This window comes from Streptomyces saintjeani, from assembly GCF_055409605.1.
In genome coordinates this window covers 5,163,248-5,175,964 of the sequence record NZ_CP189624.1, presented here as the reverse complement: position 1 = coordinate 5,175,964, position 12,717 = coordinate 5,163,248, and the positions used below count along the sequence as shown (strand labels likewise).

General features: G+C 71.0%; 10 protein-coding genes. 2 read left to right on the top strand and 8 right to left on the bottom strand.

Annotated features, from left to right (window positions below; translation table 11 throughout):
* Window positions 1-8: 8 nt before the first annotated feature.
* Window positions 9-716: a TIGR03943 family putative permease subunit gene (locus ACQCO7_RS23665; protein WP_464073724.1), complete on the bottom strand. Its 708-nt coding sequence runs from the start codon at window positions 714-716 to the stop codon at window positions 9-11.
* Complete coding sequence (locus tag ACQCO7_RS23660) at window positions 713-1,738, bottom strand: permease (protein WP_010350872.1); 1,026 nt, start codon at window positions 1,736-1,738, stop codon at window positions 713-715. The genes ACQCO7_RS23665 and ACQCO7_RS23660 overlap by 4 nt, the downstream gene beginning before the upstream one ends.
* Before the next feature lie 212 nt (window positions 1,739-1,950).
* Here ACQCO7_RS23660 and ACQCO7_RS23655 point away from each other — a divergent pair, with 212 nt between their 5' ends.
* A complete protein-coding gene (locus tag ACQCO7_RS23655) occupies window positions 1,951-3,777 on the top strand; it encodes an NAD-binding protein (protein ID WP_464077277.1) in 1,827 nt (608 codons plus the stop codon).
* Window positions 3,778-3,895: 118 nt separating this feature from the next.
* On the opposite strand, the gene ACQCO7_RS23650 is transcribed toward ACQCO7_RS23655, so the two are convergent.
* The gene (locus ACQCO7_RS23650; protein ID WP_464073723.1) at window positions 3,896-5,695 is read right to left on the bottom strand and encodes a S9 family peptidase; all 1,800 of its coding nucleotides are present in this window, start codon (window positions 5,693-5,695) and stop codon (window positions 3,896-3,898) included.
* Between the two features lie 302 nt (window positions 5,696-5,997).
* Between ACQCO7_RS23650 and ACQCO7_RS23645 the strand changes: the two genes are divergently transcribed.
* Window positions 5,998-6,786 carry an SURF1 family protein gene (locus ACQCO7_RS23645; protein WP_464073722.1) on the top strand — a complete coding sequence of 263 codons (789 nt, stop codon included), beginning with the start codon at window positions 5,998-6,000 and terminating at the stop codon, window positions 6,784-6,786.
* Here the strand turns inward: ACQCO7_RS23645 and ACQCO7_RS23640 are convergent.
* From ACQCO7_RS23640 to ACQCO7_RS23620, 5 genes are all read right to left on the bottom strand, one after another.
* A complete protein-coding gene (locus ACQCO7_RS23640; RefSeq protein ID WP_464073721.1) occupies window positions 6,783-8,498 on the bottom strand; it encodes a nuclease/transposase family protein in 1,716 nt (571 codons plus the stop codon). The two genes, ACQCO7_RS23645 and ACQCO7_RS23640, sit on opposite strands and share 4 nt — an antisense overlap.
* A gap of 69 nt (window positions 8,499-8,567) precedes the next feature.
* Window positions 8,568-9,215, bottom strand: coding sequence for an IS607 family transposase (locus tag ACQCO7_RS23635; RefSeq protein ID WP_464073720.1), 648 nt, complete (start codon window positions 9,213-9,215; stop codon window positions 8,568-8,570).
* Between the two features lie 105 nt (window positions 9,216-9,320).
* Window positions 9,321-10,370, bottom strand: a complete 1,050-nt coding sequence (locus tag ACQCO7_RS23630; RefSeq protein ID WP_464073719.1) for a hypothetical protein — start codon at window positions 10,368-10,370, stop codon at window positions 9,321-9,323.
* A 140-nt stretch (window positions 10,371-10,510) separates the two neighbouring features.
* Complete coding sequence (locus tag ACQCO7_RS23625) at window positions 10,511-11,194, bottom strand: SigE family RNA polymerase sigma factor (protein ID WP_464073718.1); 684 nt, start codon at window positions 11,192-11,194, stop codon at window positions 10,511-10,513.
* Between the two features lie 449 nt (window positions 11,195-11,643).
* Entirely contained in the window at window positions 11,644-12,717 is a 1,074-nt protein-coding gene (locus tag ACQCO7_RS23620; protein WP_464073717.1) for an aspartate-semialdehyde dehydrogenase, read from the bottom strand.

The following is a 12,717-nucleotide window of genomic DNA, read 5'->3' as shown; positions in this document are numbered from 1 at the left end:
CAGATGTTTCAGCCGTTCCATGTCTCGTCGTAAGGGTCCCTCGGTTCGGCGACCGGGGCCGCTCGGGTCACCTGGATGAAGGGAATGGGGCCGCCGTTCACCGGGTCCGCCCTGCGTTTGGGGGAATAGGTGCCGGTGATCAAAAGCCAGGTGTCCGGCTGGAGGACCGGCGGAATGTTCCCGGTGAGCGCGACTTTCACCGGCTGGGCGTCGGCCGCGCAGCAGCTCAGCGCCATCCGCACGAGATACGGGGTGCCGTCCTTGCCCAGTGCCAGGAATCCGGCGATCTGGATCTCCCGGCCCTTGATGTTCTTGTTGTCGTAGATCGCCCGGCCCGCGTAATCGACGAGCGCCAGCTTCAGCGGGCCGGTGGCGGGGATCTTCCCGTAGACGACGGGTTCCTGGAGCGCTGTTCCGGTGCGGGTGGCGCTGTAGGAACCGAGGGCGGGCGGGGCGACGAGAATCAGGGCGAGAAGAGGGAGGAGGAGGAGCCAGGAAATGCGGGGTTCGCGGTGCGCATGGCTTTCCTCGCTCTGCGCCTGTTTCCGTTCGTACCACCACGTCGCCGCCGCCGCGACGATCAGTACCACGCCCGCCGCCAGCAGCAACGGCTGCAACCCGGCCTTGACGTACCGCAGATAGAGGTCCGTGCTCCCCGCGTGCAGCAGGGCCGCGCCGAGAAGGAAGAGCACGGCCGACTGGGCCTGACGATTCACAGCAGCACCGCCCCGGTGAGCACGGACACCACGATGGCGAGGACGAAGGTCGCCGGCGCGAATCGCAGGGCGAAACTCCGGCCGAACGTCCCCGTCTGCATCGCGAACAATTTCAGGTCGATCATCGGCCCGACGACCAGGAAGGCCAGCCGGGCGGTCAAGGAGAACTGCGTCAGGGAAGCGGCGACAAAGGCGTCCGCCTCCGAGCAGATGGAGAGCACGACGGCGAGAACGGCCAGCGCCAGAACGGCGATCACGGGATTGTCGGCGGCGGCCTTCAGCCAGCTCTCCGGCGCCACCGCTTTCAGGGTCGCGGCGGCCATCGCGCCGACCACGAGAAATCCCCCGGCATGCATGACGTCGTGCCGTACGGCACCCCAGAAAGCGGCACCCTTGGTGCGCCCCTCATAGGCGGCGTGCGTGGGCGGTTTCAGCAGATCCGTCCGCCCCAGCCGCAACCACAGCCACCCCATCAGGCAGGCGACGACCAGGCTGGCGGCGAAACGCGCCACGACCATTTCCGGATTGCGCGGAAAAGCGACCGCGGTGGCCGTCAGCACAATGGGATTGATCGCCGGCGCGGACAGCAGAAAGGCGAGCGCGGCGGCCGGAGTCACGCCTCTGCGCACCAGTGCCCCGGCCACGGGAACGGACGCGCATTCGCATCCCGGCAGCGCCACCCCGGCGATCCCGGCGACCGGCACCGCGAGTGCGGGCCGCTTGGGCAGGGCGCGCGCGAAGAACGACGGGGGGATGTACACGGCGATCGCCGCCGAGAGCAGTACCCCCAGTACCAGGAAGGGCAGCGCCTGGACGACGACGGCGACGAACACGGTCGTCCAGCTCTGCATGACCGGGGAGCCCAGCGCGCGCCGGATGGGGGACTGGAACAGCACCATCAGCAGCATGCCGAGGACGAGGACGAGCTGGGAGCTGAGCCGGGGAGGCCGCTCCTCCCTCTTGCGGGCTACCTCTTCAGGACTACCGTCCTTCAGCTCCTGCCCGGTGACGACGGTGGTCATGGCCGGGGCACCTCAGCACTCGTGGATCGCATCCGCTGCCTCCGCTCTCTACGACCCGTACGCCCCCTACATCTCAAGTACGACCGAATCGTCCGCTCCGTTCAGGCGGTCCCGAACGGATCGTTGGTGGAACCACCTGTCTCGATGAGGCAGTCTTCTCCGTCGTGGGGACCGTTCCGAATCAGGCCAGACCGATCGATGTCGAGGCGCACATGGTGGTGTGCGGCGACGACGGTCTCGCGCACCGTCTGGCCGCCGAACTCCGGGGCGTCTACAGCGAGCAGGTGACTCTCGTCGTCCCGCCCGCCCAGCGCACGGTACGCCCTCCGGTGGTGGGCCGGGCCCGCGCGGTCTCGGCGGCGCTGATCGACCGGGTGGTGAGCGTGGCCGTGAACAGGGCGTCGGGCACCGGCGGTTCGGGCACGCCGGAACCGGCCCCCGCCGGGAACGAGCGGACGCTGGAGGCGGCCGAGCCCACCGAGGCGGTCCTCTCCGAGGCGGGCGTGGCCCGGGCGGCGGCCCTCGCGCTGGTCTACGACGATGACGAGACCAACATCCGCGCCGCCCTCACCGCCCGCCGCCTCAACCCGCGCGTGCGCCTCGTACTGCGCCTGTACAACCGGAGGTTGGGCCAGCACATCGAGGAACTCCTCGACCAGGCCGCCCTGTTGGCGTCCGGCGAGGAGGACGCCACCGCCGGTACGACGACGGTCCTGTCCGACGCGGACACCGCGGCACCGGCCCTGGCCGCGACCGCGATCGCCGGTACCACCAAGGTCGTTCAGACCGACGGCCTGCTCCTGCGGGCGGTCGAGCACCACGGCGAGGGCGCCCCGCCCGGCCTCGCCACGCTCGCGCTGCTCTCCTCGGAGACCGACGGGAACATCGAGCAGGGACCCCAACTCCTGCCGGACGCCGAGGAGGTGAGGACGGCGACGGCCGCCTCGCCGGGGCGCGGGACCGTGGTCCTGGAGCAGGTGTCGTACGCCTCCGAGGGCAACCTCTCGACGGGGCGCGGCACCGGACTCATCGCGCCGATGGCCTCGCTCTTCTCCCGGCGGCTGCGCTGGTCGCTGGCGGGTGTCGTCACCTGCGTCCTCGCGCTGGCGGTCGCCCTGTGGCTGACGACGGGCATCCATCCGCTGGGCGCCCTGTACCTGACCCTGCTGGACCTCTTCGCCATCAACGACCCCGCCGTGGGCGACCCGTTGGCCCGGCAGATCCTCCAACTCCTGTCCGGACTCATGGGGTTGCTGCTGCTGCCGGTCCTCCTGGCCGCCGTGCTCGAAGCGTTGGGCACGTTCCGCAGCGCGAGCTCCCTGCGCAAGCCGCCGCGCGGGATGAGCGGGCACGTCGTGCTGCTGGGCCTCGGCAAGATCGGCACCCGGGTGCTGATCCGGCTGCGCGAGCTGGACATCCCGGTGGTGTGCGTGGAGTCCGGGCCCGAGGCGCGGGGGCTCGCGGTGGCCCGGCGGCTGCGGGTACCCGTAGTCCTCGGGGACGTCACCCAGGAGGGGGTCCTGGAGGCGGCGAAGATCCAGCGGGCGAACACCCTGCTGGCCGTCACCAGTTCCGACACCACCAACCTGGAGGCCGTCCTCTACGCCCGCTCCCTGCGCCAGGACCTGAACGCGGTACTACGGCTGTACGACGACGACTTCGCGACCGCCGTCTACCGCACCCTGCGCGCCGCGCACCCCTACGCGCGCACCCGCAGCCGCAGCGTCTCCCATCTGGCGGCCCCCTCCTTCGCCGGGGCGATGATGGGCCGCCAGATCCTGGGCGCGATCTCCGTGGAGCGCCGGGTGCTGCTGTTCTCGGCGCTGGAGGCGGGCGGGCACCCGCAGCTGGAGGGCCGCACGATGGGCGAGGCGTTCCGCTCCGGTCACTGGCGGGTCCTGGCCCTCGACACCGGTACGGGGCTGGCCTGGGACCTGCCGGCGGACCGGGTGCTGCGGCCGACGGACCGGGTCATCCTGGCGGCGACCCGGCAGGGGATGGCGGACCTGCTGCGCAGGCACGGGCAACCGGCGGGGTAGCTCTCAGGGGGTACCTCCCGAGAGCTACCCCTTGAGAACTACCTCCTGAGAACTACCTCCCGAGTACCGGTCCGCAGGGGGTACCTCAGAGGTACCCCCTGGGACCTACGCCCGGGACCTACACCCCCGGCTTCCCCAGATGCCGCTCCGCGAACTCCAGCTCCAGCCGCACCTGCTTGATCCGCTCGTCCACGACCAGCGAGCCGTGCCCGGCGTCGTACCGGTACACCTCGTGGACAGCCTCCCTCGCCTCCAGCCGCCGGACGTAGTTGTCGACCTGGCGGATCGGGCAGCGCGGGTCGTTGACGCCGGCGGAGATGTAGACCGGCGCCTTCACCTGGTCGACGTACGTCAGCGGCGAGGACGCCTCGTACCTCTCGGGTACCTCCTCCGGGGTACCCCCGAGGAGGGTGCGGTCCATCGCCTTCAGGGCCTCCATCTCGTCGTGGTAGGCGGTGACATAGTCCGCGACGGGTACGGCGGCGATGCCCAGCGCCCACGCGTCGGGCTGGGTGCCGAGGCCGAGCAGGGTGAGGTAGCCGCCCCAGGAGCCACCCGTCAGCACCAGGCGCGCGGGGTCCGCGAGCCCGGAGGAGACGGCCCACTCGCGGACCGCGGCGATGTCCTCCAGCTCGATCAGGCCGACGCGGTGCTTGAGCGCGTCGGTCCAGGCGCGGCCGTACCCGGTGGAGCCCCGGTAGTTGACGCGGACGACCGCGTACCCGTGGTCGACCCAGGCGGCGGGCGCGGCGGCGAAGGCGTCGCTGTCGTGCCAGGTGGGACCGCCGTGGATGTCGAAGACCGTGGGGAGCGGACCCCGCGCACCGGCCGGCTTCTGGACGAGCGCGTGGATCCGGCCCCCGGGGCCCTCCACCCACACGTCCTCGACCGGGACCGAACCCGGCGACCTCATACCCGGGGGGTCCAGTACTACCCCTCCGGAGGTAGAGCGCACGGCCGGCGGCTCGGCGGCGGAGGACCACAGGTACTCGGCGCTCCCGTCGGGCCGCGCCGAGGCGCCGGAGACGGTACCGGCGGGGGTGGGGATCCGCTCCAGCCCACCCGACGCGAAGTCGTAGCGGAAGAGTTCGCTGCGGGCCTCGTGGCTGTGGGCGATCAGCAGCGAACCCCCGTCGGGGAACCACTCCGCGTTGACGTCGCCCGGCAGGTCGAGGGACAGTTCGGTCTGCCCGCCGGAGACCACGTCCCACACCAGCGGCTCCCAGCGACCACGCCGCTGGTGGCCGATGAGCAGGCGGGTGTCCCCCGCGACGGGCGCGAACCCGAGGACTTCCAGGCCGAGTTCCTCCGCGCCGCCCCGGGTGTCGTCGAGTTCGGCGACCGTCGTGCCGTCGAGGGCGAGCACCCGCAGCGCCGAGTGCATGGCGTCGCCGTGCTCGGTGTGCTCGACGGCGATCAGCGTCCCGTCGTACGACAGGTCGCCGACGCCCGCGGACTCGCGGTGGCGGTAGATCTCGCGGGGCGCCTCCCCCTGGAGTACTACGTGGATCGTGGTGCCGTCCTCGTCGGTGGAGCGTCCCACCACGGAGGTACGGCCGTCCCTCCCGAGAGCCAGTCCGGCCGGGTAGGAGGGGTCGAGGCCGGGGGTGGCGGGCTCGTCGGGGCCGCCGGCGAACGGCTGCCGGCGCCAGACGCCGAACTCGTCGCCGTCCTTGTCGTCGAACCACCAGATCCAGGCGCCGTCCGGGGACAGCCTGCCGTCCGTCGTCCCGTTGGCCCGGTCGGTCACCTGCCGCTGCTCGCCGCTCACGCGGTCCCAGGCGTACAGCTCGTACGTCCCGGTCGCGTTCGACGTGAACAGCGAGCGGTCGGGGGCGTCCTCCGCCCAGTCGGGCAGGGAGACCCGCGGCGCCCTGAACCGCTTCTCCCACTCGGGCATGGCCTCAGCGTCACTCATACGTCCATCAAACCTGATGAGGAGGGTCGCGTGGACATCGCTGCACGAGGAGAAGCGCGGCATCCGTCAGAAAGTGCGGGGCCGGTGAAGAAGCGGAGGTGATACCCGGAGGTACGTCGGAGGTATTAGCGGGGTAGTACCTCGCCCCGCCCCGCCCTGCCTCGCCCTGCCTCACCCCGCCTCGCCCCACCTCACCAACCCGCCGACCCACCGCCCCGCCGACCGGCCCCGCGCCCGCCCCACAGCCCTCGGCGCCCACCCCGCCGCCCCCGCCGCCCACCCCGGCGCGTACGGTTGAACGCGTGTACCGGTTTCTGCTGACGCCTCGCTGGTGGGGAATCAACGTCTTCGTGCTGCTGGCCATCCCCTTCTGCGTGTTCATGGGGTCCTGGCAGCTGAGCCGGTTCGAGTCGCGGATGGACGACCACCGCGCGCTCGACAGAGCCGCCGAGACGGGCAAGTCGCAGCCCGCGCGGCCCCTCGGCGAGATGCTGCCGGTGGACAAGGCGACCGTGGGCAAGCGGGTCACCGTCACCGGGCACTACGGGGAGCAACTCCTCGTACCCGGACGGGAGATCGAGCAGCGGACCGGGTACTACGTCCTCACGCTGCTGCGGACCGACTCCGGGAAGGCCCTGCCCGTCGTCCGCGGGTGGCTCCCCGGCAGGGCGGACGCCGCGAAGGCTCCGGCCGCGCCGAGCGGCGAGGTCAGCGTGACCGGCGCGCTCCAGGCGTCCGAGACGCCCGGCGACAACGGGGTCAGTGCGCGCGGCGGACTGCCGGCCGGTCAGATCGGCGCGATCAGCACCGCCTCGCTGGTCAACCTCGTGCCGTACGACCTGTACGACGCGTGGGTGACGCTCGACAGCGCCGACCCCGGTATGACGACCGTGCCCGCCGAGGCGCCCGCCAACACCGGGCTCGACCTCAAGGCGTTCCAGAACCTCGGCTACACCGGCGAGTGGTTCGTCTTCGCCGGGTTCGTGGTGTTCATGTGGTTCCGGCTGCTGCGGCGCGAGGTGGAGGCCGCGCGGGACGCGGAGCTGGGGCTGATCACCGAGGACGGCGAGTTGCCAGCCCTTCAGTGCTAACCGTTCCTATGCGAGTTGGCCAGTGTTGGCCGAATCGCATGTATCCGGACAGGTAGTCCGGTGGCCCTCCGAACGGTCTTGAGGGTCGGGGAACAGCACGAGTTGGTCACTTCGGCTCCAGCAGGTCTTGTCGCCTCCGTTTGGCGTGCCTGTGGTCCTGGGTGGGCTCGTGGTCCCGCGTGGCCTGGGAGCGAACACGGTCTGGCCGGTAGCTCTCCTCGCAGCGATCCTCTCCTCGCAGCGATCCTCTGGTCGCTGGAGGTCACACCTGGCCGACGCCGGATCCTGTGTCCCAGGCCACGCCTGCCGATCGCCACCGAGGCACCGTGGTGCCGGGTGACGGAAGTCTTCGATTGCTGCTGGAGGGGCTTCTTCCAGTGCTTGTCGCCCCAGATCGAGGTGTACGCCGGGTCGACGGCGATGACGACCAGGCCCTGGTGGTAGGCCATGCCGCGCAGCCGCTCGCGGAACCTCGCGGTGGGAATACCGGTGACGGTGCGGCGGAACTTCCTGCCGCGCTTGCCCCGGCCCATGGTTTCCCGGCCGGTGGAGCGTGCGTCGTCGAAACCCAGGTTCTCGATCGCGATGCCGACGCAGTCGTGTTCGCGCGCGATGGCCAGCAACTCACTGATCGCCGCCCTGAGTCTGCCGTCTCGCTGGGATGCCGGGCCTGTCGGTTCCAGCGGGATCGTGTGCGGCTCGCCGACAGGGTTGCCGTGCGGGTCGAGCACGGCCACCGCCAGATGGTCGGCGTTCAAGTCGACGCCGAGCAGCCGCTCGCCGAACTGTCGGACCTCCTCCGGGGTGGGCGGCACTGCCGGGTCGCCGGACCAGGACGCGTCCAGGTACCAGCGGTCCCGCGCCGGGTCGTGCACGATGTCGTAGCGGATGGCGCGGTGCGCGGTGGCGCGGTCGAGCCATTCGCCGCGCCGGTGGGAGAACGTGACGGTGCGGCCGAACCGGTATCGGCCACGCGGGGCGTTCGCCAGATGCCTCAGCGGCTCAGGCAGAACGATCGACACCTCGCCCGTCTCCGGGTCAACGGTGATCGTGTAGTTGCCGTGCGGGGCGCCGGACTCGCCGTCCGCGGTGAGAAACAGCCGCCTCGTTTCCCAACGCTCACGCCAGTCAGCCTCGGTGAGGCGCGCGTCAGCAAGGTTGTGCCGCACCTTGGCCAAGCGTCGGCCGCCGACCACAATGCCCGGTCGGCCGTCCTCGATGCGCTGCTCAACTCCGGCAAGCCGGGCGGTGAGTACTTGCAGGCGGCGCTGCTTCTCGAAGCGTTCGGTCTGGTTCGGGTAGCCGCGCACCTTGCCGATGCGCTGACCGCACGCAACGGCGAGGCGTCGCTCGATGGTGCGGACGGCGCGACGGAGTGAAGAGCGTTCGTCGAACAGGCAACGCAAGGACAACTGGTACTGGTCCTCCGAGGCGCGGGTCATTTCCCCGGCCCAGCGGGACGAGGACACGGCGGTGAGCTTCTTCTTCCGCTGCGCCCGCTGGTTCTCCTTGACCTTGACCCGGCCCAACGAGACACGCGTCGCGAGGTCGGCCCGCTGATGGTGCCCGAGGTGCTCGCCGACTTGCCGCACCACAGCGGCCTCGTCGGCGGCGAGCCGGAGCCGGTCCCTTATCCGGGCGCCAGACGGCGCGGCAATGGTGAAGGGGGCTGCGATCGTCCGCAACTCGCGTTCCTTCCGGCGCTTCGCCACGACCACAGTCCCCTTCCCGTTCAGGTCCCTCAATCAACAAGCCAAACCCTACGCCTGACCAATAGTGGCCTACAAATTTCCTTCATCGACAGTGGATTTGACCGCACGGACCACAGCACGAGCCTTCGCGGAACGGGCACCGTACAGACGGCCGGAGAACGAGGTGACGATCGCGAGCATGTCCCGCGCCAGATCCCCGTCCCCCGCCTCGTCCCCGCCGGCGATCTCCAACCGGACCCCCCACGACGGCAGAACCGCCTCCGCCAGCATGGCGGTACCGAACCGGGCGAGGCGTTCCTCGTGTGTGACCAGCAGAACGCTCACGTTCTCCGCCTGACAGGCCAGCAAAGCCCTCCGCAGACCCCTGCGCCGGTCGGACAGGCCCGACGCGACGTCGCTGTATTCACCGATCACGATCCGGTCCTTCGCGGCCTCGCGCAGCCTGGACATCTGCCGGTCCAGATCACCCTCGGCCCGCTGACCGTGCGACGACACCCGCCCGTACAACACCACACCACCCGGGGTGGACAGGAGCGGCTCACCCCGCCGCCGGGACAGTGCGTCCAGGTCCCCCACACGGAAGATCCGCCGCCCACCCGGCGACCGCCGGTCCTCCAACACCCCTTCGAGGGTGTAACGCCGCAACGTCCGCGTCGACACACCAAGCCGCTTCGCAGCCCTACCCGCAGAGATCCAATCGTCAGCCTTCTCACTCATGTGAGTGACTGTATGACCGACCATGGCCTACAAACCAACCAACAGTTGCCAACCCGCTAATACCTCAGAGCCAGCTCCCCCTCAGGCCGGTTCCCCACCCCACCCTCACGACGACGCCAGCACACCCGTCCGGTAGATCGTCCCCGCACACGCGTCCGGCACAGTAGCCGTCACCGACGGCGACCCCGCGTCAGCCGTATAGGTCACCGACACACTGCCCTCGGCGGTCGTGGTCCCGTCCTCCCGCACCAACTGCGGACTCGTACCCGTAGTACCGCTGCTGGTACTGGTCGTCTGCTCGGAGGGCGACGGCGAGGGCGACGGGGAAGACCCGGTATCTCCACCCGTGGTATTCCCCCCGGTGGTCCCTCCGTCCGAGGGGCACGAGCCCGACGGCACCCACGCGAACTTCACGTCGTACGCGGACCCCGGCGCCAGCGCGAGCTTCGTGACGTACAGGGAGGGGTCCGGCAGAGCGGCGGCCACATCCCCGGCCGCGTGCTCGGTGACACCGACCTTCGTGGCGTCGGCAGCACCCTGCACCGCGGGGGACAGCGCGACGGCCCCGGCGACCGTACAGCTCGTGGTGGATACGTTGACGACGCGGAACGTGCCGTACACCACGCCCGTCGAGTCCGGCCCGTCCACCGTCGAGGTCGCCGACCCCAGCTGGTCGGCGGTGCAGGAAGGCGCGGCCGGACCGGCCGACGCGGAGGGCCCCGTACCGCTGGAGGCGTCCGCCCCCGGGGTCGGCTTGCCGCCGCCGGTCCCCTTGGACTCCCCGGACCCCGTACCCGTAGTACCTCCGGTGGACTCGCCGACCTTCCCGGCGGACCCCCCGTCGGGGTTCTTGCCCCCACCGGTGGAGCCACCGGTCTGGGACGCCTGGCCCGCGACGGCGGGGTTCGCGGTCTCGCCGACGCCGGAGACGGTCATCAGCGCGGGTACGGCGACCCCCGCGAACAGGGCCGCGGCGGCCACCCCCACGATCGCCTGCCGCTTGCGGGCCTTGCGCGCGGGGACCGCCCGGCGGAGGTGGTCGAGCGTGCCGTCGCGCGGCGCCATCTCGTCCACCGCCCCGCGCAGCATGCGGCGCAGCTCCAGCTCGTCCGAGTCGAGCCCGTCCGGGCCCTGGTCGTCGAGGTGGTGGTTCACAGTCCTGTTCCCAGCGTCTGGTTGCTTCGGTTCGGTCCCGTACGACGGCAGCGGTCCGCCCGTGTCGTACGGGGGGTGGCTACCTCCCAGGTAGTCCCCCCGTCCCTCCAGAGGGGTACCGTCCCTGTCCGGTTCCCCGCTCACGCCGACGCCTCCATCGCCGTCCGCAGCGCCGCGATGCCGCGCGAGCCGTACGCCTTGACGGAGCCGAGGGATATGCCGAGGGTCTCGGCGACCTGAGCCTCGGTCATGTCGGCGAAGTAGCGCAGGACCAGGACCTCGCGCTGGCGGCGCTGGAGGCCCTTCATCGCCTTGATCAGGGAGTCGCGCTCCAGCTGGTCGTAGGCGCCCTCCTCCGCGCTGGCCATGTCCGGCATCGGCTTGGAGAGGAGCTTCAGGCCGAGGATGCGGCGGCGCAGGGCGGAGCGGGAGAGGTTGACGACGGTCTGGCGCAGGTAGGCCAGCGTCTTCTCGGGGTCCCGGACGCGTTTGCGCGCCGAGTGGACGCGGATGAACGCCTCCTGGACGACGTCCTCGCAGGAGGCGGTGTCGTCGAGGAGGAGGGCGGCGAGACCCAGGAGGGAGCGGTAGTGCGCCTGGTAGGTCTCGGTGAGGTGGTCGACTGTCGTACCGGCGGCCGTAACGTCATCGGTGCTGTCGGCGCCGGCACGCGGGCCGGGGATGCGGGTGGGCCGCGTCGCTGGCACGGGCGCGATCACCGGCAGGCCGCCGGGCGCCCCGGCGACGCGGGGGCGGGCGGTCCGGCGGGGCGGGCGCAGTGCCGCGCCGCGGGTCGCCGCTGTGAAGTCGAGTACCTCTGCCACGCCAGTTGGACACCCGTACCCCGGGCGGGGTTGTACGTGTCGGCCGTCTCTTTTCCGTACGGCATCGCCTGAATCGTTTCTCCACCGGCGCTCGCGCCGGTCCCGCCGGGTCGCGCGGCCGGCCGTCTGCCGGCCCGCGCCCCCTGGTCTACCCTCATACGTCCCGCTCTTCCCCTATGTTCCCTATGTCCCATAGGAAGTGTCCCCATACGAAACGGGCGTCCCCACGCCCGTCCACAGGCTTCCGACAGCTACAGCCCGTGGTCACACGCCTGCGCACCCGGAGAGGGTGACCGCAAAGACGCTCCCCGTGCGCCGCTCGGTTGCGGTGCGCGGGGAGAAAAATCTTCGGACGCCGACCGGCCCGGGGACAAGGCGGCGCGACCGTCTTCCGGCTCACAGTTCTGACGTGGATCCTACAAAGCCGTCCGGCTCTGGCCAGCGGCTTTTCACTTCGGCGCCCACTCCGCCGCGACCAGCTCCGCGATCTGCGCGGTGTTGAGGGCCGCGCCCTTGCGGAGGTTGTCGCCGCAGACGAAGAGTTCGAGCGCGGTCGGATCGTCGAGGGCGCGTCGTACCCGTCCCACCCAGGTGGGATCCGTGCCCACCACGTCCGCCGGGGTGGGGAACTCGCCCGCCGCGGGGTCGTCGAACAGCACGACGCCCGGCGCGGTCGCGAGGATCTCGCGCGCACCGGCGACCGTGACCTCGTCCTGGAAGCGGGCGTGCACGGTCAGCGAGTGGGTGGTGACGACGGGGACGCGTACGCAGGTGACGGCGACCGGCAGCTTCGGCAGCCCGAGGATCTTGCGGGACTCGTCCCGTACCTTGCGCTCCTCGGAGGACCAGCCGTCCTCGGTGAGCGATCCGGCCCACGGGACGACGTTCAGCGCGATCGGCGCCGCGAACGGCCCGGTGTCGTCCCCCACCACCCGGCGTACATCTCCAGGGGTAGTACCCAGGTCTCCCCCTACCCCGGAGCCACCCACGACCTGCGCCAGCTGCCGGCGCAGCGTCTCGACACCCTCCCGGCCCGCCCCGCTGACCGCCTGGTACGACGAGACCACCAGCTCCCGCAGCCCGAACTCGGCGTGCAGCGCGCCGAGGGCGACGATCATCGACAGGGTCGTGCAGTTCGGGTTGGAGACGATGCCGCGCGGGCGGACCCGGACGGCGTGCGGGTTCACCTCGGGGACTACGAGGGGTACGTCGGGCTCCATCCGGAAGGCGCCGGAGTTGTCGACGACGACCGCGCCCTTCGCGACCGCGACCGGCGCCCAGCGCGCGGCGACCTCGTCGGGGACGTCGAACATCGCGACGTCGACCCCGTCGAACGCCTCCTCCGAAAGGGCTACGACCTCGACCTCCTCACCGCGCACGGTCAGCTTGCGGCCGGCCGAGCGCGGGGAGGCGACGAGGCGGATCTCGCCCCAGACGTCGGCGCGCTGGGAGAGGATCGTGAGCATGACCGAGCCGACGGCCCCGGTCGCTCCCACGACCGCGAGCGTCGGTCGTACGGTCAT